This window comes from Pseudomonas sp. MLB6B, from assembly GCF_054508135.1.
This window is the reverse complement of record NZ_CP199313.1, coordinates 3,725,790-3,751,205: the sequence shown is the minus strand read 5'-3', so window position 1 is coordinate 3,751,205 and position 25,416 is coordinate 3,725,790. Positions and strand designations below refer to the sequence as shown.

The following is a 25,416-nucleotide window of genomic DNA, read 5'->3' as shown; positions in this document are numbered from 1 at the left end:
GCAGGCTAAAAAGCGAGGGAAGGATGAGAGAAGGGCAATTGGCCGGTATTGACGGGGATCAATGGGCACCGGTCGGAAAAGTTCCAGGCTTGCGCTGCGATGCGCCCCAGATGCGGGAGGGGAACGCCTGCCAGACGACGCTGATCCTGGCCCATGGGGCAGGCGCGCCGATGGACAGCCCGTTCATGCAGCAGATGGCAGCGAGGCTGGTAGCGCAAGGCGTGGCGGTAGTGCGCTTCGAGTTTCCCTACATGGCCCAGCGGCGGCAAGGTGGCACACGGCGGCCGCCCAACCCGCAAAAAGCGCTGCTCGAATGCTGGCGGGAAGTGCATGCCCAGGTGCGACCTTTGGTCACGGGTCGTCTAGCCATCGGCGGCAAGTCCATGGGCGGACGTATGGCCAGTCTGCTGGCCGACGAGCTGGGTGCCGATGCTTTGGTGTGCCTGGGCTATCCGTTCTACGCCGCCGGCAAACCGGACAAGCCGCGCACCGAACATCTGGCGATGCTGGGTACCCGCAGCCTCATCGTGCAAGGCGAGCGCGATGCGTTGGGCAATCGCCAGGCAGTGGAGGCTTACGCGCTGTCGCCCGCGATCGAGCTGTGCTGGTTGCAGGCGGCCGACCACGACCTCAAGCCGCTGAAGGCTTCGGGATGTACCCACGACGGGCATTTGCAGCAGGCGGCGCAGCGGGTGGCGGCGTTTCTCAAGGCGTGACGGGTGCGCGGAGCCGGGCGGCCCCGCAGCGCGGTCGATCAGTCGACGTACTCGCACAGATAAGCGGTAGCGACCTTGACCTGCAACTGGAACTTGCTGTTGGCAGGCACCTGGAACTGGCTACCGGCTTCGAAGGTGTCCCAAGCATCGCTGCCCGGCAGCTTGACGGTCAGCGCGCCCGACACCACGTGCATGATCTCGCGCTTGGCAGTGCCGAACTCGTATTCGCCGGCAGCCATGACGCCGACGGTGGCCGGCCCGCTGGCGCTGTCGAAGGCGATCGATTTGACGGTGCCGTCGAAGTACTCATTGACCTTGAACATGGCGCGACTCCTATAAACAGGGGAAAGAAAAGGGCTGGCCAGTATGCCCAAGGCACCGACCAGCGTCATCTGCTTTAGGCGTTGTCCGAAAAGCGCCGTTGCCGCGTCTCGTAACCTTTCATACGAAGTCCTGGCGCCCTTGCACCGGCAGGCTCAGGGGTAGCAGGCGGGCGGTGTTGCGCGCGTCTTCCAGCGCCCGGTGCTGTTGTCCGCTGAATTGCAGGCCGGCCAGGTGCAGGGCACTGTTGAGCCCCAGCGGGCGTTGCAGCTGGCGGGCCTTGGCGAAGCGTTGCTTGAGGTTGATGTGCGGCAGGTCCGCCAGCAGGCTGTGGATCTGATTCAGCCGCCACTCCTGCAGCAGTTGCTGACGGTCATAGTCGCCCCAGCTCACCCAGGCCTGTAGGCGCTCGCCATGCTGCGCCAACCAAGCCTCGAAGGCCATCCACACCTGGGCCAGCGGGGCCGCTGCATCCACGCTGGCCTGGTCGATGTGCGTCAGTTGCCGACAGAACGACGTCAACTGCGGCCTGCGCCTTGGGCGCACCAGGCGCTGGAAATGGTCGACCTCGCGGCCTTCGCGTGTCACCAGCGTGGCGCCGATTTCGATGATTTCCATATCCGTGACCGGCCAGCCGCCTTCGTCGGTCGTGGCTTCCAGGTCAATGACCAACCAATGGCCCATGGCAGGCTCCTTAGAGTGATGGCTACAGCGTAGCCAAGGTCTGGCTCAACGCCTGTTGCAAGCAGTTGTAACAACGTCGCAAAGCGCCTAGCGTGAAGGGGATAAGGCGTGCTGCCATCGCAACGAGGGTCATCTTGAGCCAACCGTCCCGTGTAAAGACCGCAAGGTGCGGCCTATCGTTCGTCCTGTGCTGGCTGATGGCGGCCATGGCCCATGCCGCCGAGCCGCAGCAAGTGCGCATCGGTGCCGCGCATTTTCCGCCCTACGCCGAGCGGCCCGAGCGCGGTCGCGACGAGGGCCTGCTGCAGCGATTGGCCGATGCGCTCAACGGCGCGCAGCAGCGCTACCACTTCGTGTTGGTGCCGACCTCGATTCCGCGCCGCTTCGCCGATCTGCAGAACGGCCGCACGGACCTGGCCATCTTCGAGAACCCCGCCTGGGGCTGGGACGCCATTCCCCATCAAGCGGTGGACATGGGCCTGGAAGATGCCGAGCTGTTCGTCGCACGGCGCGCGCCCCAGCGCACCCAGGCCTACTTCGACAGCCTGGCCGACAAGCGCCTGGCGCTGTTCAGCGGCTACCACTATGCCTTCGCCCAATTCAACGCCGACCGCCATTACCTGATGCAGACCTTCGACGCGAGCCTGACCTACTCCCACGAGAGCAACCTGTACATGGTCGAACGTGGGCGCGCCGATATCGCCCTGGTGACCCGTTCCTACCTCAGCGATTTTCTCGACCGCCACCCGGCCAGCGCCCAGGCACTGCTGGTGTCCGAGCGCATCGATCAGGTGTACCGCCATTACGCCATGCTCCGCCCCCAGGCGCCGATCAGTGCGCCAGCCTTCGCTGCGCTGCTCACCCAGCTACGTGGCAGTGGCGAACTGCAACGCATCTTCGGGCCGTACCGGATCGAGGTGAAGCCAGTACCCGGCGCTTAAATTCCGTGGTCGCGCGCACGTTTGTGCAAGGTGTCCCTTCGATCGTGAGCCTCGAACATGCCTGACGCCGCACCTGCACACCCCCTTACTCCACCGTGCTGGCGCAGCCTTGCCGCCGAGCGCAGCGCCGAGCGACTGAACCTGAGCCTGCAAGGTCGCCCCCTGATCCAGCTGGGTCTGGCGGCTGGCGCGCTGCTGACGGTGCAGGCGTTGTGCGCCGAGCGCCCGCACCAGGGCCTGTGGGCCGCTTGCTATTGGTGGTTCGCCAACCACCCCGACTGCCAACGCCTGACTTTGCAGCTGTCCCCGCCGAACATCGCCGTCGCCGGCCTGGCCTCGGGCCTGCTGCTCGGCAGCGAACGGCCCGACCAGTTCACCTGCGAGCGGGCGCTGTTCTGGCAACTGCCCCAACCCTGGCTGGGCGAGGCGCTACCGCCGGTGTATCCGCCGCAGATGGTGATGAGCAGCGGCAAACGCCATCCGCGTCGGCCACCCAAACCCACTGGCGAGGTGTACCGCCGCTACGACGCGCACCTCGGTGCCTGGGTGTCGTTGCGTGCGCTGAACATCGAAGAGGACCTGCCGCGCTTCAATCGCTGGCAGAACAACCCGCGGGTGTTGGCGTTCTGGGAGGAGGGCGGCAGCCTGGAGCAGCACCGCCACTATTTACAGAACCTTGCGGCCGACCCCCATACGCTGGCCCTGGTCGGTTGCTTCGACGACCAGCCGTTCGCCTATTTCGAAGCCTACTGGGCCAAGGAAGACCGCATCGCGCCGTTCTACCCCGCCGACGACTACGACCGCGGCATCCACATGCTGGTCGGCGAAGAACATCAACGCGGCCCGCACAAGGTCGCCAGCTGGATGTCAGCCCTGGTGCACTACCTGTTCCTCGACGATCCGCGCACCCAACGCGTGGTCGCCGAACCGCGCGCCGACAACCAGCGCATGATCGACTACCTGCAGGGCGTGGGTTTCCATTGCGACAAAGCCTTCGACTTCCCGCACAAACGGGCGGCGCTGATGGTGTTGGGGCGGGAGCGTTTCTTCGACCGTTGCCCGCTCGCCTGAGGGCTGCGGTCCAGGCCGGCAGGGGATGCCGGCCCTTGGAAGGTCGATGTTCAGGCGTGGCGGTTGGCCGTTTTGCGGCAGTGGATCAGGGCATCGCGGATCATGAAGTTGACCAGGGTCGGCGACACGCCCAGCTCCTTGGCGATGTCTTTTTGCGGCACGCCATGCAGGCGGTACATCTCGAAGGCGTAACGGGTGCGCTGGGGCAGTTCGTCGAGCGCCACGGCGATGTGTTCCAAGGTGCTGAAGTTGATGTGGCTGGCCTCGGGCGAGGCATTGAGCAGGACGACGTTGAGGCCTTCCTCCTCGGGGCCGGAGTACTTCAGCTCCATGGCCTGCTTGCGGTAGTGGTCGATGGCCAGGTTGCGCACGATCTGGAACAGGTAGCTGAGCTGGGCCTTGAACGAAGAGGTGATCTGCGGCGCGGCCGCGAGCCGGAAGAAGGCATCCTGCACCACGTCTTCGGCCCGCGAGCGGCAGCCGGTGATGCGAGCAGCGATCTTGACGAGGATGTTGCGGTTGTCGACGAATGCTTGGAGCAGTGGTGAATCGCACTTACTTGTGGATAGTTGTTCCGCCATGGAAATCACCTGGTCTCAAGAGGAAAAGGACATGCGGTTTGTCAGGCACGTCCCAAGACGGACGACAAATTATGCAAGATGATAATGATTGTCAATTGCGAAAGTTAATAAGTTTCGGAATTTTTCTGATTCATCGTGCTCGTGTTGTGCGACCCGCATGCGTCGAGCGTGCGTAGCCGAGCGTCGACCCCCCTTAGCGCTACCGGCACCCGCAGCGAGCAGCGCGAGACGTTCGAACGGACCGTGCAGCGGCCCTCTGGCGGGCTTCGCCGATGAGCTGGAACCCTGCACGCGTCTGACCAGAGACCTTAATTTCCGCAGTGCTCCGTCCGTTCCTTGGGTATCCCATCGCCGTCCGGCGCCGCGCCCCGCGCGGTTGCGCCGGCGCGATCTCCCCAGACTCTGGCAGGAACATTCCATGATGGACGCCTTCGAACGCCCGCTCACGCTGGTCCAGGCCCTGGCGCAGCGCGCCGCGCGCAGCCCCGAGCAGGTCGCCCTGCGTTTTCTCGCCGACCAACCCGGCGACCAGGCCGTGCTCAGCTACCGCGAACTCGACCGGCGTGCCCGTACCATCGCCGCCGCGTTGCAGGCCCGCGCCGGCTTTGGCGAGCGCGCGGTACTGCTGTTTCCGAGCGGCCCGGATTATGTCGCGGCGTTCTTCGGCTGCCTGTATGCCGGCATCATCGCCGTGCCGGCCTATCCGCCCGAGTCCTCGCGCCCGCACCATCAGCAGCGTTTGCTGTCGATCATCGATGACGCCCAGCCGCGCCTGCTGCTGACCGTCGAGGCGCTGGGCGAAAGTTTGCAGGGCCTCGAGGCGTTGCAGCGCACCGATGCGCCGACCCTTGTGGCTATCGACCGCCTCGATTCGGCCTGGGCCGAGGCCTGGCAAGCGCCGACACTGGTCGACGACGACATCGCCTTCTTGCAGTACACCTCCGGCTCCACGGCGCTGCCTAAAGGCGTGCAGGTCAGTCATGGCAACCTGGTGGCCAACGAGCAGTTGATCCGCCACGGCTTCGGCATCGACCTCAACCCGGACGATGTGATCGTCAGCTGGTTGCCGCTCTACCACGACATGGGCCTGATCGGCGGGCTGCTGCAGCCGATCTACAGCGGCGTGCCGTGCGTACTGATGTCGCCGGGCTATTTCCTCGCCCGGCCACAGCGCTGGTTGCAGGCCATCAGCGAGTACGGCGGCACCATCAGCGGCGGCCCGGACTTCGCCTACCGGCTGTGCAGCGAGCGGGTCAGCGACGCGGCCCTGGCCGGGCTCGACCTGAGCCGCTGGCGGGTGGCCTATTCGGGTTCCGAGCCGATCCGCCAGGACAGCCTGGCGGGCTTCGCCGAGCGTTTCCGCGCGACCGGCTTCGACGCTTCGAGCTTCTTCGCCAGCTATGGCCTGGCCGAGGCCACGCTGTTCGTCAGCGGCAGCCGCCGCGGTGGCGGCATCCCGGCCTTGCAGGTCGATGCCCAGGCGCTCGCCGCGCACCGCATCGAACCGGGCGAGGGCAGTGTGCTGATGAGTTGCGGCTTTGCCCAGCCCGGTCACGCCGTGCAGATCGTCGAGCCGCACAGCCTGGCCGTGCTGGCCGACGACCAGGTCGGCGAAATCTGGGCGGCCGGGCCGAGCATCGCCCACGGCTACTGGCGCAACCCTGAAGCCAGCGCGCGCACCTTCGTCGCCCGCGACGGCCAGACCTGGCTGCGCACCGGCGACCTGGGCTTCCTGCGCGACGGCGAGCTGTTCGTCAGCGGCCGCTTGAAAGACCTGCTCATCGTACGTGGGCAGAACCTCTATCCGCAGGACGTCGAGCAGACTCTGGAGCGCGAGGTCGAGGGCCTGCGCAAAGGCCGGGTGGCGGTGTTCGCGGTCGAGCAGCAAGGCGAGGAGGGCATCGGCGTGGCCGTGGAAGTGGGCCGCAGCGTACAGAAATCCCTGCCGGCCGATCAGCTGATCGCGCGCCTGCGGCAGGTGGTCGCCGAAGCCTGCAACCAGGCGCCGGCCGTGGTGCTGTTGCTCAACCCCGGCGCCTTGCCCAAGACCTCGAGCGGCAAGCTGCAACGCTCGGCCTGCCGCCAGCGCATGGACGACGACAGCCTCGACTGCTATGCCCGCTTCCCTGCACCTGTGAAATCCCGACAGGCACCTGCGGCCGACCACGATGTGCTGCAACGGCGCATCGCCGCGCTGTGGTGCGAGCAGCTCAAGCTCACGGCGGTGTCCGCCGACGACCACTTCCTGCTGCTGGGCGGCAACTCCATCGCCGCCGCCCAGCTCACTGCGCGTCTGGCCGACGAGCTGGGCGTGGCCCTGAGCCTGCGCTTGCTGTTCGAGGCGCCGACGCTCGCCGCCTACAGCACGGCGGTCGGCGAGCAGCTCGCCAACGGCGCCCAGGCGCCAAGCGCCATCGCACGGCAGGCGCAGGACCAGGCCGTGCCCCAGTCGCTGGCGCAGAACCGCTTGTGGCTGCTGTGGCAACTCGAACCCGAATCGGCGGCCTACAACGTGCCGGCCGGCTTGAGCCTGCGCGGCGAACTGGACGCCGAGGCGGTGCAGCGCGCATTCCAGACCCTGGTGGCACGCCACGAATCGCTGCGCACCTTGTTCAGCGAAGTCGATGGCCAGGCGCTTCAGCACGTCCATGGCGAACAGCCCTTCGTGCTTGATCGTCGCGATATGGAAGGGCTCGGCGAAGCCGAAGTCGCCGCTCACCGCGAGGCCGAAGCCCAGCAGCCCTTCGACCTGCGCCAAGGCCCGCTGCTGCGGGTGACCCTGGTGCGCCTGGACGATGAACACCACCAGCTGTGGGTGACCCTGCACCACATCGTCGCCGATGGCTGGTCGCTGAACATCCTGCTCGACGAATTCGCCCGGCTCTATGCCGCGCCCGGTAGCGAAGGACAGCTGCCTGCGCTGCCGCTGGCCTATGCCGACTATGGGCAGTGGCAGCGGCAATGGCTGGCCGACGGCGAGGCCGCACGACAACTGGCGTACTGGCAACAGCGCTTGGGCGACGCGCTGCCGGTGCTCGACCTGGCCACCGACCACCCACGCGGCAGCACCCAGGATCGCCGTGCCGCGCGCTTGCAGGTCAAGGTGCCCGCGCCGCTGTGCGCTGCGCTGGAGCGACTGGCCCGCGACCAGGGCGCCAGTCTGTTCATGATGCTGCTGGCCGGCTGGCAGGCGCTGCTGTACCGCTACACCGGGCAGGGCGACATCCGCGTCGGCGTGCCCAACGCCAACCGGCCCCGACTCGAAGCCCAAGGGCTGGTCGGCTTCTTCATCAACACCCAGGTGCTGCGCAGCGAGCTGGACGCGCAACTGCCGTTCAGCGCGCTGCTCGACCAAGTGCGCGGCCACACCTTGGATGCCCAGGCGCATCAGGACCTGCCTTTCGAGCAACTGCTCGAAGCCTTGCCCGAGGCCCGCGAACAGGGCCTGTTCCAGGTCATGTTCAACCACCAGCAACGCGACCTCTCGGCGCTGCGCCGGCTGCCCGGGCTGCTGGCCCAGGAGCTGCCCTGGCACAGCCGCGAGGCCAAGTTCGACCTGCAACTGCACAGCGAGCAGGACCACCAGGGCCGTCTGAGCCTGGCCTTCGACTATGCCGCCGCGCTGTTCGACGCCAGCACCGTCGAGCGCCTGGCCGGGCACCTGCTGGCCCTGCTCGAACAGGTCTGTGCGCAGCCGCAGCTGGCCGTGGGTGCCGTGCGACTGCTGAGCGACGCCGAGCATGAACGACTGCTGGCCTGGGGCGAGGCGCCGGCCGCCACGGCCACGCGCCTGTTGCCCGAGCAACTCGACGAGCAGGCCCGCGCCTGTGCCGAGCGCATCGCCGTACAGTGGGACGGCGGCAGCCTGAGCTACGCCGCGCTGCACCAGCAGGCCAACCGCCTGGCGCATTACCTGCGCGACAAAGGCGTAGGCCCGGACACCTGCGTGGCCATCGCCCTGGAGCGCTCGCCGCAACTGCTGGTCGGCTTGCTGGCGATCCTCAAGGCAGGCGGGGCCTACGTGCCGCTCGACGTCGACTACCCGGCCGAGCGCTTGGCCTACATGCTCGACGACTGCGGCGCCGAGCTGCTGCTCAGCCACAGCGACGTGCTGGGCCGCCTACCGCAGCGCGACGGGCTCAGCGTCATCGCCCTCGACCAACTGCACCTGGACAACTGGCCGTGCCAGGCCCCGCGCCCGCACGTGCACGGCGAGCACCTGGCCTACGTGATCTACACCTCCGGCTCCACCGGGCGTCCGAAAGGGGTGGGCAACACCCACGCCGCCCTGGCCGAGCGCTTGCAATGGATGCAGGCGCACTATGCCCTGGACGCCAGCGATGTGATTTTGCAGAAGGCACCGATCAGCTTCGACGTGTCGGTGTGGGAATGCTTCTGGCCGTTGCTCAGCGGCTGCTCGCTGGTGCTCGCCGGGCCTGGCGAGCACCGCGACCCTCAGCGCATCGCCCGCCTGGTGCAGCAGTTCGCCGTGACCACCCTGCACTTCGTGCCGCCATTGCTGCAGGTGTTCCTGCAAGAACCGGAGGCTGCGCGTTGCCACACGCTGCGGCGCCTGTTCTGCGGCGGCGAGGCGCTGCCCGCCGCGCTGCGCGACCGCGCCTTGCAGGTATTGCCGCACGTGCTGCTGGACAACCGCTACGGCCCCACCGAAACGGCCATCAATGTCACTCACTGGCGCTGCCAGGCCGGCGATGGTGCGCTGTCGCCCATCGGTCGACCACTGGCCAACGTACGTTGCCAGGTGCTCGATGACGACCTGCAACCGAGCCCCTTGGGCGTGCCCGGTGAGCTGTATCTGGGCGGTGCGGGGCTTGCCCGTGGCTACCTGGGCCGGCCTGGACTGACCGCCGAGCGCTTCCTGCCCGACCCCGCGGGCGCCGGCCAGCGCCTGTACCGCAGCGGCGATCGCGCCCGCTGGAACGCCGGCGTGCAGGCCCTGGAATACCTCGGGCGCCTCGACCAGCAGGTGAAGGTGCGCGGCTTCCGCGTCGAGCCTGAGGAAGTGCAAGCGCTGCTGTTGGCCCAGGCCGGCGTCGACCAGGCCGTGGTACTTGTGCATCAGGACGCCGTCGGCGCGCAGTTGGTCGGGTATTACAGTGGCCGCGAGCGCAGCGCCGAACTGCTCGCGGCCCTGGCCGCGCAACTGCCGGCCTACATGGTGCCCGCGCAACTGCTGCACCTGGCGCAGATGCCCTTGGGCCCGAGCGGCAAGGTCGAGCGTCGTGCCTTGCCGGCCCCTGCCTGGCAACAGCGCGCGCACGTCGCGCCGCAGACGCCGTTGCAGCAGCAGGTCGCGGCGATCTGGTGCGAGGTGCTGGGCGTCGCCCAGGTGGGTTTGCAGGATGACTTCTTCGCCCTCGGCGGCCATTCGCTGCTGGCCACCCAGATCGTCTCGCGCAGTCGCCAGGCGTGCGATGTCGAGCTGCCGCTCAAAGCGCTGTTCGAAGCCAGCGAACTGGGCGCGTTCTGCGCCGAGATCGCGCGCGTCCAGGCCAGCGGCCTGCGCAACCAGCAGGGCGCGATCGCCCGCGTCGATCGCCGTCAGGCGGTGCCGCTGTCGCATTCCCAGCAGCGCATGTGGATCCTCTGGCACATGGAGCCCGAGAGCCCGGCGTACAACGTCGGCGGCATGGCGCGCTTGCGCGGCGCGCTGCACGTGGATGCCTTCGAGCGCGCCGTGCAGGCACTGCTGGTGCGCCACGAAGCGTTGCGCACCACCTTCCCCAGCATCGACGGCAAGCCGTTCCAGTGCGTGGCCGACAGCGCCGGCCTGACCCTCGGCTGGCACGATTTCTCGGCGCTCGACGCCGACCAGCGCGAGCAGTGCCTGCAACAGCTGGCCGACCAGCAGGCCCACTTGCCCTTCGACCTGGAGCGCGGCCCGCTGCTGCGCGCCTGCCTGGCCAAGACCGGCGAGCGCGAGCAATATTTCGTGCTCACCTTGCACCACATCGTCACCGAGGGCTGGGCCATGGACATCTTCGCCCGCGAGCTGGGCGAGCTGTACGAAGCCTTCGTCGACGAGCGCGATTCGCCGCTGCCGCCCTTGGCGGTGCAGTACCTGGACTACAGCGTCTGGCACCGCCAGTGGCTCGAAGCCGGCGAAGGCCAGCGGCAACTGGACTATTGGAAAGCCCGCCTGGGCGACGAGCACCCAGTGCTGGCGCTGCCCAGCGACCGGCCGCGACCGGCGGTGCAGAGCCACCGCGGTGGCTTGTACCGCTTCGACCTGCCGCCCGCGCTGGTCGAGCGTGTGCACGCCTTCAACAGCCAGCATGGCCTGACCCTGTTCATGACCATGACCGCCACCTTGGCCGCCTTGTTGCACCGTCACAGTGGCCAACGCGACCTGCGCATCGGCGCGCCGGTGGCCAACCGCATCCGCCCGGAGAGCGAAGGGCTGATCGGCGCCTTCCTCAACACCCAGGTGCTGCGCTGCGAAGTGGACGGGCAGATGAGCGCCCTCGCACTGCTCGAGCAGATGCGCGACACGGTCATCGACGGCCAGTCGCACCAGGACCTGCCGTTCGAGCAACTGGTGGATGCCTTGCAACCGCCGCGCAGCAGCGCCTACAACCCGCTGTTCCAGGTGATGTGCAACGTGCAGCGCTGGACCTTCCAGCAAAGCCGTGAGCTGTCGGGCATGCAGGTCGACTACCTGGTCAACGACGCCAGCGCGACCAAGTTCGACCTGTACCTGGAAGTCACCGACCTCGACGGCCGTTTGGGCTGCTGCCTGACCTACAGCCGCGACCTGTTCGACGAGCCGCGCATCGCGCGCCTGGCCGAGCACCTGCAACGCCTGCTGACAGGCCTGCTAAACGATCCGCAGCAGCGTTTGTGCGAGCTGCCGATGCTGGGAGACGAGGAGCGCCAAGATTTGCTCGGCCAATTGCAAGGCGAGCCCGACCTGGACCTGACCCAGACCGTGCATGGCCTGTTCGCCGACCAAGCGTCACGCACGCCGGATGCCTTGGCGCTGACCTTCGCCGGCCAGCACTTGAGCTACGCCGAGCTGGACCAGCGCGCCAATCGTCTGGCCCACGCCTTGCGTGCCCGCGGCGTCGGTCCCGACGTGCGCGTGGGCCTGGCCTTGGAGCGCTCGCTGGACCTGGTAGTCGGCTTGCTGGCCATCCTCAAGGCCGGCGGTGCCTACGTGCCGCTCGACCCGGAATACCCGCTCGAGCGCCTGCACTACCTGATCGACGACAGTCGCCTGCAGCTGCTGGTAGCTCCCCAAGCGCTCCTGCAACGCCTCGGCGAGCTGCCGGCGCACGTCCATGTGTGGAGCCCCGAAGACGAGCACGCCGCCTTGGCCGAGTACCCCGTCCAGGCGCCCCCCGTGGCGAGCGTGGCGCAGCACCCGGCCTACGTCATCTACACCTCCGGCTCGACCGGCCAGCCCAAGGGCGTGGTGGTCGACCACGGCCAGATCGCCATGCACTGCCAAGCCGTGATCGGCGCCTTCGGCATGCGCAGCGACGACTGCGAGCTGCACTTCTATTCGATCAACTTTGACGCCGCCAGCGAACGCCTGCTGGTGCCGCTGCTGTGCGGCGCCCGCGTGGTACTGCGTGCCCAAGGCCAGTGGGGCGCCGAGGAGATCTGCCAGTTGATCCGCGAACAGCGGGTCAGCGTGCTGGGCTTCACCCCGAGTTATGGCAGCCAGTTGGCGCAGCACCTGCTCGCCCAAGGCGAGACCCTGCCGGTGCGCTTGGTCATCACCGGGGGCGAGGCGCTGACTGGCGAGCACCTGCAACGCTTGCGCGAAGCCTTCCAGCCCGGCGAACTGTTCAACGCCTATGGGCCGACCGAAACCGTGGTCATGCCGCTAGCCTGCCGCGCACCGACGTCGCTACCGAGCGATGCCGGCAGCGTACCGATCGGCCACCTGGTCGGCGCACGCACCGGCTATGTGCTCGACGAAGACCTGGCGCTGCTGCCGCAAGGCGGCATCGGTGAGCTGTACGTCGGTGGCGCGGGCCTGGCCCAGGGTTACCACGCGCGTGCGGGGCTGACCGCCGAGCGCTTCGTCGCCGATCCGTTCGGCGACGCAGGCGGGCGCCTGTACCGCACCGGCGACCTGGTACGGCTACGCGTCGATGGCCAGGTGGAGTACGTCGGCCGTGCCGACCAGCAGGTGAAGATCCGCGGCTTCCGCATCGAACTCGGTGAAATCGAAAGCCGTCTGCAAGACCATGCCCAAGTCGACGAAGCGGTGGTCTTGGCCCTCGACCTGCCCGGCGGCAAGCAGCTGGTGGGCTACCTGGTCAGCGCGCTGGCCCGCGCCGATTCGGCGGCCCAGGCGGCGCTGCGCGATGCGGTCAAGGCCCATGCCCGCCAGCAACTGCCCGATCACATGGTGCCGGCGCACCTGGTGCTGCTCGACCAGCTGCCGTTGATGGGCAACGGTAAGCTCGACCGCCGCGCCTTGCCCGCCCCCGATCTGCAACAGGCCCAGCAGACTTACCAGGCACCGTCCGGTGCGCTGGAAACGCAACTTGCGCAGGTGTGGGGCGAGGTATTGAACCTGGCCCAGGTCGGCGTGCAGGACAACTTCTTCGAACTGGGCGGCGACTCGATCCTGTCGATCCAGGTGGTCAGCCGCGCGCGACAGCTGGGCTTGCAGTTCACCCCGCGCGACCTGTTCCAGCACCAGACCATCCAGACCCTGGCGAGCGTAGTCACCCAAGGCGCCGAAGCGAGCCAGGTCGAGCAGGGCGCACGCCAGGGCGACAGCGCCCTGACGCCGATCCAGCACTGGTTCTTCGACAGCGACGTGCCGGCACCGCAGCACTGGAACCAGGCAGTCCTCTTGCACGCCCGGCAACCCCTGGATGCCGAGGCACTGCAACGGGCGCTGAACGCACTGGTGGCGCACCACGACACCTTGCGCCTGCGCTTCGCCGAGACGGCAGGCCGCTGGCAGGCCAGCTATGCCGCCGTCACCGACCAGACCTTGCTGTGGAGCGCCGAAGTCGCCGACCTGGACGACTGCCAAGCGCTGTACAGCGACGTGCAGCGCAGCCTTGACCTGTCCGAAGGGCCGTTGCTGCGCGGCCTGCTGGTCAGCGACGGGCGCGGCGAGCAGCGTCTGCTACTGGCGATCCACCACCTGGTGGTGGACGGCGTGTCGTGGCGCGTGCTGCTCGAAGACGTACAGGCGCTCTACCGCGGCCAGCCGCTGACGGCCAAGACCCATGCCCTGGGCGACTGGAGCGCCCGCCTGGTGCAGTACGCCGGCAGCGATTCGCTGCGCGACGAACTGCACTGGTGGCAAGACCAGTTGCGCGCCGTGAGCCATGAACTGCCGTGCGACCATCCACAAGGCGGCAACCTGCAGCGCAACGCCCGCAGCGTGGTCATCGACCTGGCGCCCGAGCATACCCAGCAACTGCTGCAACAGGCGCCCGCCGCCTACCGCACCCAGGTCAACGACCTGCTGCTGACCGCCCTGGCCCGCGTGCTGTGCCGCTGGACTGGCGCCCCTGACGCGCTGGTGCAACTGGAAGGGCATGGCCGCGACGGGTTGTTCGACGACATCGACCTGACCCGCAGCGTCGGCTGGTTCACCAACGCCTACCCACTGCGCCTCAGCCCGATCGCGGGCGCTGACGATGAGGCCCGCGGCGCTTCGCTCAAGCGCATCAAGGAGCAACTGCGCCAGGTGCCGCACAAGGGCCTGGGCTATGGCGTGCTGCGTTACCTGGCCGAAGACGGTGTACGCGAGCAGATGGCGGCCTTGCCCCAGGCGCGCATCACCTTCAACTACCTGGGCCAGTTCGACCAGCAGTTCGACGATGCAGCGCTGTTCCAGCCACTCGATGCCCCAGCGGGCTTGGCCCATGACCTGGACGCGCCGCTGCCCAACTGGCTCAGCGTCGATGGCCAGGTATACGGGGGTGCGCTGCAACTGCGCTGGACCTACAGCACCGAGCGTTACGCCGAGGCCACCGTACGCGGCCTGGCCGAAGCCTACCGCGACGAACTGCTGGCGCTGGTCGGGCATTGCCTGACGCCGGGCCACGGCGGCTTCACCCCGTCGGACTTCGCCCTGGCGGCCCTGACCCAGGCGCAAATCGACCAGTTGCCCGTGCCCGCCGCCGAGGTCGAGGACGTCTATCCGCTGACGCCGATGCAGGAGGGCATGCTGCTGCACACCCTGCTCGAACCCGGCACCGGCATCTACTACATGCAGGACCGCTACCGCATCGACAGCGCCCTGGACCAGCCGCGCTTCGCCGCCGCCTGGCAGGCCGTGGTGGCCCGTCACGAAGCATTGCGCGCCTCGTTCAGCTGGAACGCCGGCGAGGCCATGCTGCAGATCATCCACAAGCCAGGCGCCGTGCAGGTCGATTACCAGGACTGGCGCGAACTCGACGTCGACGCTCAGGAAGCGCGCCTGCAAGCGCTGCACAAGGCCGAGCGCGAGGCCGGCTTCGCGTTGCTGGAAACCCCGCCGTTCCACCTGCGCCTGGTGCGCGTGGACGAGGCGCGCTACTGGTTCATGATGAGCAACCACCACATCCTCATCGATGCCTGGTGCCGTTCGTTGCTGATGAACGACTTCTTCGTCATCTACCAGGCCCTGGGCGCCGGCCAACCGGCGCAGTTGCCGCCGCCGCCGCGCTACCGCGACTACATCGGCTGGTTGCAGCACCAGGACCTGGACGAAGCACGGCAATGGTGGCAACGCAACCTGGCCGGCTTCGAGCGCGCCACCGCGCTGCCCAGCGACCGACCGCTGCGCAACGACCATGCCGGCGACGGCATGCAGGTGGGCGATTGCTACACCCGCCTGGAAGCGTCGCAGGGCGCACGCTTGCGCGAACTGGCCCAGGCCCATCAGTTGACCGTCAACACTTTCGCCCAGGCGGCCTGGGCTTTGGTGCTGGCGCGTTACAGCGGCGAGCGCGACGTGGCCTTCGGTGTGACCGTGGCCGGTCGCCCGGTAAGCCTGCCGCAGATGCAGCAGACCGTCGGCCTGTTCATCAACAGCGTGGCGCTGCGCGTGCAACTGCCGGCAGCCGGGGAGCGCCTCAGCGTGCGCCAGTGGCTGCAAGGCCTGCTGGAGCGCAACCTTGAACTGCGCGAGTACGAATACCTGCCCCTGGTGGCGATCCAGGCGTGCAGCGAACTGCCCAAAGGCCAGCCGCTGTTCGACAGCCTGTTCGTGTTCGAGAACGCGCCGGTGCAAAGCGCGGTGCTCGACCACGCCCAGCAGCTCAATGCCAGTTCCGACTCGGGCCGTACCCACACCAACTTCCCGCTGACAGCGGTGTGCTACCCCGGCGACGACCTGGGCCTGCACCTGTCCTACGACCGACGCTACTTCGAGGCCAGCACGGTCGAGCGCCTGTTGGGCGAGTTCAAACGCCTGCTCCTGGCCCTGGTCGAGCACGTCGACGCCGACATGGCCGCTTTGCCGCTGTTGGGCGAGGCCGAGCGGCAGTTCCTCTTGCATGACTGCAACCAGACGGACCACGCCTATCCGCTGGAGCAGGGCTACGTGCGCCTGTTCGAAGCACAGGTCGCGGCCCAGCCGCAGCGCACCGTGGCCCGCTGTCTGGAGGCGAGTTTCGACTATGCGGGGTTGAACCTGGCGGCCAACCGCTTGGGCCATGCCCTGCTGACGACCGGGGTGGGTATCGATCAGCCGGTGGCCTTGCTCGCCGAACGCGGCCTGCCGCTGCTCGGCATGATCGTCGGCAGCTTCAAGGCCGGCGCGGGTTATCTGCCGCTCGACCCGGGCCTGCCGAGCGCGCGCCTGCAACGCATCGTCGAGCTGAGCCGCACACCGGTGCTGGTGTGCAGCGCGGCCTGCGCCGAGCAGGCCAATGCCCTGCTAGACGAACTCGCAGGCGCGGTTCGTCCGCGTCTGCTGATCTGGGAGGAGGTCCAGGCCAGCGCGGTGGCCAGCCACAACCCAGGCGTCCACAGCGGGCCGGACAACCTGGCCTATGTGATCTACACCTCCGGCTCCACCGGCTTGCCCAAGGGGGTGATGGTCGAGCAGCGTGGCATGCTCAACAACCAGTTGAGCAAGGTGCCTTATCTGCGCCTGAGCGCCGACGACGTGATCGCCCAGACCGCGTCGCAAAGCTTCGACATCTCGGTCTGGCAGTTCCTTGCCGCGCCCCTGTTCGGCGCGTGTGTGGAGATCGTGCCCAATGCCATCGCCCATGATCCGCAAGGCTTGCTGGCGCATGTGGCGCGGACCGGCATCAGTGTGCTGGAGAGCGTGCCATCGCTGATCCAGGGGATGCTCGTGGATGAACCGGTGGCGCTGGAGGGGCTGCGCTGGATGTTGCCGACCGGCGAAGCCATGCCGCCGGAGTTGGCGGCGCAGTGGTTGCACCGTTATCCCGACATCGGCTTGGTCAACGCCTATGGCCCGGCCGAGTGCTCGGACGATGTGGCCTTCTTCCGCGTCGACGTCGCGTCCACCGAGGGCAGCTACCTGCCCATCGGCACGCCGACCGACAACAACCGTCTGTACCTGTACGACGAGGAGCAAACGCTGGTGGCACTCGGTGCGGTGGGCGAGCTGTGCGTGGCCGGGACTGGCGTCGGTCGTGGCTACGTGGGTGACCCGCAGCGCACGGCCCTGGCTTTCGTGCCGCACCCGCACGGCGCGCCGGGCGAACGCCTGTACCGCACCGGCGACCTGGCGCGGCGGCGTGCCGACGGTGTGCTGGAGTACGTGGGGCGCATCGATCACCAGGTGAAGATTCGCGGCTACCGCATCGAGCTGGGCGAAATCGAAGCCCGTCTGCACGAGCAGCCCGAGCTGCGCGATGTGGCCGTCGGTGTACAGGACGGTGCCACTGGGCGTTACCTGGTCGGTTATCTGGTGGCACGCGAAGGCGTCGTAGGCGATGCGGCGCTGGTCGAGGTGTTCAAGCAGCGCCTGCGCGAGGCTTTGCCCGAGTACATGGTGCCGCTGCACTTCGCCTGGCTGAGCGAACTGCCGCACAACGCCAACGGCAAACTCGACCGCAAGGCGCTGCCAGCGGTGGAGATCGGCTTGGCTGCGCGTAGCGAGTACCTGGCGCCGCGCGACGAGCTGGAGCAGACCCTGGCCGATGTCTGGGCCGATGTGCTCGGCGTCGAACAGGTGGGCGTGCGCGACAACTTCTTCGAATTGGGCGGGCATTCGCTGCTGGCCACGCAGATCGCCTCGCGGGTGCAGAAACAATTGCAGCTCGACGTGCCGCTGCGGGCGATGTTCGAGTGCAGCACGGTGGAGGCGTTGGCCGAATATGTGCGGGGGTTGCAGAGCAGCGTGCTGGACGATGACAAGGTTGATCGGTTGAGCGATTTGATGGCGGAGCTGGAGGCGCTGTAGGCGGACGTGCGGCTCGCCAGCCTTTGCGGGCCGGGCCGTCGAGGCGTGTGCGGGGCTGTACGGCAGCCCCGCGTGGGCACGATCCGCACGATGGCAAGGTCGATAGCGCCGACGACTAGCGCTCGCCCAATAAAGTCTTGAGCGTCTCGGGCCGCGGGGCGCCTTGCTGGCGTTGCAGGCGGCCTTCGTCGTCGAGGTAGAAGATGGCTGGCGTGGCGTGCAGGCCTAGGGCTTCCATCGTGCGCTGGTTGGCTTGCAATTGTTTTTCGATTGGCGCCGGAATCTGCGCCAGCGGCTTGAGGGCGCTCGCCTTGCCGGCCGCTTCGTGGTCGTGCAATGCCTTGGCCGGGTCTTTCGCGGCCAGCAGCGCGGCCGACTTGCCCAGGCTGTCGGGGCGGATAATGCCGACCGGGATATGGCGCAATTGCACTTTTCCGGCCTTGACCCAGGGCCGTGCCTGCTCCCAGAACATCGTGCAGTACGGACAGTTCGGGTCGCTGAACACGTAAAGCGTGCGCGGCGCGTCAGGCTTGCCGTCGGCGATCCAGGTGGTCTGTTCCAGCTGGCTCCACGCAGCCTTGCTCATGGGCTGGTGGACCAGTTCGTCCAAGGGTTTGGCGCTCAGGTCATTGCCCTTGGCGTCGAACAGGTTGCCGACCAGCACGTGTTGGCCGTCGGCAGTGAGATAGAGCGCCAAGGCGTTGCCCTGGTATTCGGCGGCGTAGCCCTGGAGGCCGCCGGGCGCGTCGAAGCGGCCTTTGATCACGGCGCCTTTGGCTTCGATCTGTTGGACAGGGGCGGGCAGTTCGGCGGCTTGTGCCAGAGGGGCGCCAAGCAGGGCGACGGTGATCGGCAGAAGGGAAAGGCGCATGTCAGTTTCCTTGTTCGGAGGGGGTGGCGTCGAAGCGTTCGAGTGCGTTTCGCAAGCTGGCGCGCGACAGCTCGCCGAGGTGGCTGCCGAGCAACCGTCCCTCGGCGCTGTAGAACAGTGTGGTGGGCAGGGCCATGGAGCCGACTGTGCGCGCCAGATCGCCCGTGCCGTCGAACAGTACGTGGGAGAGTCTCAGGCCAGTGGTAGTTATGAAGGTGCGCACGCTGGCCGGCGTCTCGCCTTGGTTGACGAAGAGGAACGTCACGTGCGGGTAGGCGTGCTGCGCTTCCTGCAAAACCGGCATTTCCCGGCGACAGGGCGGGCACCAGGTGGCCCAGAGGTTGACCACCAGCGGGCGGCCACGATAGCTGTGCAGCGCCACGGCCTGACCTTGGGCATCGCGCAGGCTGATCGCCGGCAGTTCGGTGCCCTTGTCGTAGAGGTGGCTGGCCAGCGACGCCAGGCACCAGAACAAGGCGCCGCTGCCCAAGGCCCAGGCCAATGGCCGGCGCAGCGCTGGGCGCCGATTCCCGTACCACAAGCCACCCAGTGCGATACCGAGCACTCCGCCCCAGAGCTGGAATCCACCGTCGCGAATGTCGACGATCTGCGCGGGGTCCTCCCAGTACAAAGGCCAGTAGGCCACCACGAAGCCGATGCGTGCGCCCAGCAGTCCCAACAGAAACAAGTTGAACAATGCCGACTCGGGATTAGCCCCCTGTCGTCGACCCACGAGCCAGCCGACCAGGCTGGCCAGGCCCAGAGCGGCGAGTAACAGCAGGTGGTTGAGGGCCATGGTCAGCGGCCCGAGGGTGACGGTCAGCATCAGCCTTGGCCCCGCGTCAGTGTCCAGTGCTCGAGCAGCGCGGGGGCGTCGATGGCGCCGGTGATGCGCCGCGCGCGCCGCTCTTCACCTTCGGGGCCGATCCAGAGCAGGCTAGGCGGGCCTGGGACCTGGTAGCGTTGCAGCAGCGCGCGGCTGTCGGCGGAATCGGTGCTGACATCGACGCGGATCAGGCGCACGGCCGCCAGGCTTGCCTGCACATCGGCGCGGGAGAACACCTGCTGTTCCAGCACCTTGCAGGCCACGCACCAGTCGGCCGTGTAGTCGAGCATGACCCACTGGTTCGCCGCCTTGGCGGCGTCCAGGGCGGCTTGCAGTTGGCTGTGCGACGTTACCGTGTCGAACGCTGTCGGAGCGGGCGCTGCGACCGTGGCGGCGGGCAACGCTGCGAAAGGCCGCAGTGGCTGCCAAGGATCGTCACCGCCGGCTGCCGCACCAATCAGCATCAAACCGCCCCAGAGCCCGGCCATCGCTGACAGCGCGCGCAGTGCCGGCCTGGCGCGCAGCGTCGGCCAGGCGCTCCAGGCCAGCGCCAGTAGCCAGGCTGCGGCAAGACCCAACACCAGCGAAGCCGGCAGTAGATTGCGCAGGATGTACAAAGCCATCGCCAGGAATACGAAGCCGAATACCGCCTTGACCCGCTCCATCCATGCACCGGGGCGCGGCAGGAAACGATTGCCCAGGGTCACTATCAGCAATAGTGGCACGCCCATGCCCAGGCCGAGGCTGAACAACACCAGGCCGCCTTGCAGCAGGTCGCCGCTCTGCGCGATGAACAGCAGCGCGCCGGCCAGCGGCGCGGTCATGCAAGGACCGAGCAGCAGGCCGGACAACGCGCCCAGCAACGCCGCGCCCGACAGGCTGCCGCCTTGGGTATTGCGCCCGGCGCGGTCGAGGCGGTCGCGCAGGGCCACCGGCAATTGCAGTTCGAACGCCCCGAACATCGGCAGCGCCAGCAACACGAACAGCGCCGCCAGCGCGCCGAGCAGCCAGGGCTGTTGCAGCCAGGCTTGCAAGCTGGCGCCCAGGGCGGCGGCCAGTACGCCCAGCGCAGCGTAGACCGACGCCATGCTCACCACGTAGCTACCGGCCAACAACCCGCCGCGCCGGGCACTGGCGCCGTTGCCCAGCACCAGGCCGGCGAGGATCGGCAGCATCGGCAGCGAGCAGGGGGTGAAGGCCAGCAGCAGGCCGAGGCCGAAGAAGGCGAGCAGGCTCCAGGCCAGCGAGCCGTTCAGCAGATCGCTGGCCAGGGCCTGATCGCTGGCTTGCTCGGTGGTGATCGCGGGAGCTGCGGTCGAAGCAGGGCGGGCATCGGCCTCTGCGGCCTGCTCCAGTGCGACCTGTGCGTCCGACCTCGGGTCGGCTATCAAGCCGGTCGAGCCTTCGCCCAGATCGATCACCGTCGTTTGCGGCGGGTAGCACAATCCGGCATCGGCACACCCTTGCCAGCCCAAGCGCAAGGTGCCCCGCACGTTGGCCGGAAGTCGCAAGGCCAACCGTTCGCGGTACACCGGGCTGTCGCCGAAGAACTCATCATGGTGATTCAGTGCAGGCGGCAGGGCAGGGCGTTGCTCGACGGGCAGACCGTCGAACGTGAGCCGCTTCTGGTACAGGTAATAGCCCGGCTGGATACGCACATCGATCAGCCATCGGCCGTCGGCCTGGCGTTCGTGTGTCACGTCGAAGGCCTGCGTCACGGGCAGAAAATCCGGTTTGCTGGCGAAAGGGTTGGCGCTGAGCAAGGTGCTCAGCAACAGACCCGCGAGAAGGAGGAAGACGCGCATCACAGGTGCCTTGCTGACGGTGAAGGAGCGCGTAGCCTGGCGAGGAGTGATTAACGGGGAGTTAACGCCGAACGAGCGGCGGCGGGCCTTCAGGCCGCGCCGCCGACACGCTTACATGTCGTCGAAATAACGCTCGTGCCAATCGACCAGAGGCTGCGGCGAATTGAGCTTCTGCCCGTAGATCACCGAATAGGACAGCACGTTCTGCACGTACTGGCGCGTCTCGTCGAACGGAATCGACTCCACCCAGACATCGAAGCTCAGGTGCTTGGCACCGCGCAGCCACTGGCGCACGCGGCCGGGGCCGGCGTTGTAGGCGGCCGAGGCCAGTACCCGGTTGCCGTTGAACTGGCTGTGCACCTGGCTGAGGTAGGCTGCGCCGAGCTGGATGTTGGTGTCGGGGTCGAGCACCTGCGCCGGCGAGGCCAGCGGGATGCTGAACTTGCGTGCGGTTTCCTTGGCGGTGGCCGGCATCAGCTGCATCAGGCCACTGGCGCCGACCCCGGAGCGGGCGTCGTCCATGAACGCGCTTTCCTGGCGGGTGATGGCGAACACCCAGCTCGAATGCAGGCCGCGCACCTTGGCCTCGCGCACCAGGGTGTCGCGGTGGGCCATGGGGAAGCGGATGTCCAGGTCGTCCCAGTACTGCGCCTGGCTGATGGTGCGGATGGCCGGGAAGTACCAGCGCAGCTCGTAGGCCAGGCGCGCCTGGGCGACCATCTCGTCGCGGCTGAAGTGGCGGCTGACGTAGTACCACTCGCGGCGCCCGTCGACGATCTGCCCGCGCGCATGGAATTCCAGGGCGCGGCGCACGCCAGGGGTGTTGCGCACCTTGTTGACCAGCGCCTGGCTCAGCACCAGCGGCTTGTTGTTGAGCTGGTAGGGCGTCTGCGCGCGGTCGGCGGCGAGGAAGCCGTAGAAGTCGCGCTCGCGGGCCACGGCCTTGTACAGCTGCGGGATCTGCGGATCGTTGGGCTTGGCCAGTTCCAGGCTGCGCGCCTGCCAGTAGCGCCAGCGATTGCTGTTGGCCAGGTCTGCGGGCAGGCGGCGGGTCAGGTCGTAGGCGTCCTGCCAACGGCCCAGGCGCAGCAGCAGGCGCATGCGCCATTCGCTGACGGTGTCGTCGCGCAGCTCCGGGTCGTAACGGGTCATCAGGTCGAGGGCGCGCGGGTCGTAGCGGCGCGCCAGGCTCAAACCGATCTCGCGGGCGATGGCCACCTGCTCGTCACGGGAGAAATGCATGCGCTGGGCATAGTCGTCGAGCATCGACATGGCCCGTTCCGGATCTTGCCGGGCCAGGCGGCGCAGGCCCAGGCTAACGATGTCGGACATCGCCTCGCTGGGCGGGGCGAAGCGCGAGGGCTGGTTCAGCAGCTCGGGCTTTTGCGCCACATCGATCAGCAACTGGCCTTGGCCATTGAGCGTGATGAGGGTCTTGGCCAGGGCGTTGGCCAGGCCGTAGTTGCGCGCCTGCGCCGCGAGCTTGAGGCGTTCCCAGCGCCGCGCTTCGGTCAGTTGGCCTTCGGCCGACCACATGCCGAACAGCACATCGCAGGCCGCCGGTTGCGACTTGCCGGTGTGCCACAGCTTTTCGGCGCTGGCCAGGCCTTCGGCGTGCAGACCGTGGCTGAGCTGGTACTGGCCGTTGAGGCAGTCGAGCTCGGTGAAGTTGAGCTTGGGGTCGTAGTAGCGGGCGAAGGTGTCCCACTCGCCGCGCTCGGCCAGCCAGCGCAACCAGCGCAGTTTCATCCAGTTGGCTTGGGGCAGGTCGCCGTGTTCCTTGAGGAAGGCTTCGATCTCGCCGTTGCTGGCCGATTTCAGTCGCGCGGTGAGTTCGTCGTAGGCCAGGTACGGCGTCAGCGGGTAGTCGCTCAGGGCCTGGGCGTAACGCAGGTACGGGCCTTTGTCCCCCTTGGCCAGGGCGCGCTTGGCTTCGTCGTAGTACTGACGTTGCTGGATGAGGTCGGTGGCCTGGGCCGCGCCGCTGGACGCAGCGCCGAGCAGCAGGCAGGAAACGATCTGGAACAGGCGGCTGCGCATGATACGTCCGTGCAGTTGAACCATGGAAAGTGACGGCGTGGCCAGCACTGTGAAATGAGCGCCCTAGCTTAGCCGTTGCCCAGAGGCGGCGAAAGCGCCGCGCAGCGATTGGCCGATTGCGGACGAGCGGGGCGCGACAGGGCCTGCGCTTGATGCCGCGCCGCGCCAAACCGGGTAGACTGCGCGCCCGTTTTCTGGAGACCGCCATGACCCTTCTCAAATTCAGCGATGTGTCCCTCGCGTTCGGCGCCATGCCGCTGTTGGACAAGGTGTCCTGGCAGATCGGCCGCGGCGAGCGGGTGTGCATCATCGGCCGCAACGGCACCGGCAAATCCAGCATGCTGCGCCTGGTCAAGGGCGAGCAGCGCCCCGACGACGGCGATGTCTGGCGCAGCCCAGGGCTCAAGATCGGCGAGCTGCCCCAGGAGTTGCCCCTGGCCGATGGTCGCTCGGTGTTCGACGTGGTCGCCGAAGGCCTCGACGGCGTGGGCGCGTTACTGGCCGAGTACCACCACCTGAGCCAGAACATCGTCACCGACGAAGACCTGAACAAGCTCATGCACGTCCAGCACGAACTGGAATCGCGCGACGGCTGGCGCTTGCAGCAGTTGGTCGACAGCACCCTGAGCCGCCTGCAATTGCCGGCCGACAAGACCCTCGCCGAACTCTCCGGCGGCTGGCGTCGCCGTGTGCTGCTGGCCCAGGCGCTGGTCTCCGAGCCGGACCTGCTGCTGCTCGACGAGCCGACCAACCACCTGGACATCGGCGCCATCGCCTGGCTCGAAGAAGCGCTCAAAGGCTTCACCGGCGCCGTGCTGTTCATCACCCACGACCGTTCCTTCCTGCAGAACCTGGCCACGCGCATCCTCGAACTGGACCGTGGCGGGCTGATCGACTGGAACGGCGACTACGCCAGCTTCCTGGTGCACAAGGAAGCGGCTTTGGCCGCCGAAGAAACCGCCAACGCGCTGTTCGACAAGCGCCTGGCCCAGGAGGAGGTGTGGATTCGTCAGGGCATCAAGGCCCGCCGTACCCGCAACGAAGGCCGTGTGCGCGCCTTGAAGGCCTTGCGCGTGGAACGTGGCGAGCGCCGCGAGCGTCAGGGCAAGGCGAACATCGTCATCGAATCGGCGGACAAGTCCGGCAAACAGGTGATGGCGCTGGAGAACGTCAGCTTCGCCCATCCCGGCGGCCCGCTGCTGGTCAAGGACTTCTCCATGGTCGTGCAGCGCCAGGACCGTATCGGCCTGCTGGGCGCCAACGGTACCGGCAAGACCACCTTGCTGAAGATGATGCTCGGCGACCTGGAGCCCACCTCCGGCAAGGTCGACCGGGGCACCAAGCTGGAAGTGGCCTACTTCGACCAGTTGCGCCATCAGCTGGATCTGGAAAAGACGGTGATCGACAACCTCGCCGAAGGCCGCGACTTCATCGAGATCGATGGGCAGAACCGTCACGCCCTCAGCTACCTCGGCGACTTCCTGTTCAGCCCGCAGCGTGCCCGTACGCCGGTCAAGGCGCTGTCGGGCGGCGAGCGCGCGCGCCTGTTGCTGGCCAAGCTGTTCAGCAAGCCGGCCAACCTGCTGGTGCTCGACGAACCCACCAACGACCTTGATGTCGAGACCCTGGAACTGCTCGAAGAAGTGCTGTGCAACTACAAGGGCACAGTGCTGATGGTCAGCCACGACCGGGCCTTCCTCGACAACGTGGTCACCAGCACCCTGGTGTTCGAAGGCGAGGGCCGGGTGCGCGAGTACGTCGGTGGCTTCGAGGACTGGATTCGCCAAGGCGGTTCGCCGCGCCTGCTGGGCGTGACCGAAAGCAAGGGCGGCAAGTCCGAGCTCAACAGCGCCGTGGTGGAGAAGGTCGCCGAGGTGCAGCCGGCACCGGTGGCACAGCCTGGCGTAGAACCTGCGAAGAAGAAGCTCAGCTACAAATTGCAGCGCGAGCTGGAGCTATTGCCGCAGCAGATCGACGCGTTGGAACAGAAGATGGCCAAGGTGCAGGACACCATCGCCGACGCTGGTTTCTACCAGCGGCCTGCCGCCGAAACCGCGGCCGTGCTGGCGCAGTTGGAGCAGTTGCAGGGCGAGCTGGACGTGCTGGTGGAGCGTTGGGCGGAACTCGAAGGTTGAATTCGGGCCGAGCGGCCCGGTAATGCGCGCGGCGCCCCTTGGGGCGCCGCGACTGC

General features: G+C 67.5%; 12 protein-coding genes. 5 read left to right on the top strand and 7 right to left on the bottom strand.

Annotation, left to right across the window (positions count from 1 at the left end; translation table 11 throughout):
* Positions 1-23 precede the first annotated feature (23 nt).
* Entirely contained in the window at positions 24-716 is a 693-nt protein-coding gene (locus ACSMEV_RS16540; RefSeq protein ID WP_459206118.1) for an alpha/beta family hydrolase, read from the top strand.
* A 38-nt stretch (positions 717-754) separates the two neighbouring features.
* On the opposite strand, the gene ppnP is transcribed toward ACSMEV_RS16540, so the two are convergent.
* The gene (gene ppnP, locus ACSMEV_RS16535) at positions 755-1,039 is read right to left on the bottom strand and encodes a pyrimidine/purine nucleoside phosphorylase (protein ID WP_459206117.1); all 285 of its coding nucleotides are present in this window, start codon (positions 1,037-1,039) and stop codon (positions 755-757) included.
* 118 nt (positions 1,040-1,157) lie between these two features.
* Entirely contained in the window at positions 1,158-1,721 is a 564-nt protein-coding gene (locus ACSMEV_RS16530; RefSeq protein ID WP_459206116.1) for a 3'-5' exonuclease, read from the bottom strand.
* Positions 1,722-1,918: 197 nt separating this feature from the next.
* On the opposite strand from ACSMEV_RS16530, the gene ACSMEV_RS16525 reads away from it, so the two are divergent.
* A complete protein-coding gene (locus ACSMEV_RS16525) occupies positions 1,919-2,662 on the top strand; it encodes a substrate-binding periplasmic protein (RefSeq protein WP_459208369.1) in 744 nt (247 codons plus the stop codon).
* Between the two features lie 57 nt (positions 2,663-2,719).
* Complete coding sequence (locus ACSMEV_RS16520) at positions 2,720-3,733, top strand: GNAT family N-acetyltransferase (protein WP_459206115.1); 1,014 nt, start codon at positions 2,720-2,722, stop codon at positions 3,731-3,733.
* 50 nt (positions 3,734-3,783) lie between these two features.
* On the opposite strand, the gene ACSMEV_RS16515 is transcribed toward ACSMEV_RS16520, so the two are convergent.
* On the bottom strand, positions 3,784-4,314 hold the full coding sequence (locus tag ACSMEV_RS16515) for an RNA polymerase factor sigma-70 (protein ID WP_296268633.1): 531 nt from the start codon (positions 4,312-4,314) through the stop codon (positions 3,784-3,786).
* Between the two features lie 418 nt (positions 4,315-4,732).
* Between ACSMEV_RS16515 and ACSMEV_RS16510 the strand changes: the two genes are divergently transcribed.
* A complete protein-coding gene (locus tag ACSMEV_RS16510) occupies positions 4,733-17,683 on the top strand; it encodes a non-ribosomal peptide synthase/polyketide synthase (RefSeq protein ID WP_459206114.1) in 12,951 nt (4,316 codons plus the stop codon).
* A gap of 115 nt (positions 17,684-17,798) precedes the next feature.
* Here ACSMEV_RS16510 and dsbG read toward each other — a convergent pair whose 3' ends face one another.
* The 4 genes from dsbG to ACSMEV_RS16490 form a co-directional block, all read right to left on the bottom strand.
* Positions 17,799-18,554, bottom strand: coding sequence for a thiol:disulfide interchange protein DsbG (dsbG, locus tag ACSMEV_RS16505; protein ID WP_459206113.1), 756 nt, complete (start codon positions 18,552-18,554; stop codon positions 17,799-17,801).
* A 1-nt stretch (position 18,555) separates the two neighbouring features.
* Positions 18,556-19,380, bottom strand: a complete 825-nt coding sequence (locus ACSMEV_RS16500) for a TlpA family protein disulfide reductase (RefSeq protein ID WP_459206112.1) — start codon at positions 19,378-19,380, stop codon at positions 18,556-18,558.
* A complete protein-coding gene (gene dsbD, locus ACSMEV_RS16495) occupies positions 19,380-21,185 on the bottom strand; it encodes a protein-disulfide reductase DsbD (RefSeq protein WP_459206111.1) in 1,806 nt (601 codons plus the stop codon). The genes ACSMEV_RS16500 and dsbD overlap by 1 nt, the downstream gene beginning before the upstream one ends.
* A gap of 111 nt (positions 21,186-21,296) precedes the next feature.
* Positions 21,297-23,225 carry a transglycosylase SLT domain-containing protein gene (locus ACSMEV_RS16490; protein ID WP_459206110.1) on the bottom strand — a complete coding sequence of 643 codons (1,929 nt, stop codon included), beginning with the start codon at positions 23,223-23,225 and terminating at the stop codon, positions 21,297-21,299.
* 206 nt (positions 23,226-23,431) lie between these two features.
* Between ACSMEV_RS16490 and ACSMEV_RS16485 the strand changes: the two genes are divergently transcribed.
* Complete coding sequence (locus ACSMEV_RS16485; RefSeq protein WP_459206109.1) at positions 23,432-25,360, top strand: ATP-binding cassette domain-containing protein; 1,929 nt, start codon at positions 23,432-23,434, stop codon at positions 25,358-25,360.
* The last annotated feature ends 56 nt before the right edge of the window (positions 25,361-25,416 follow it).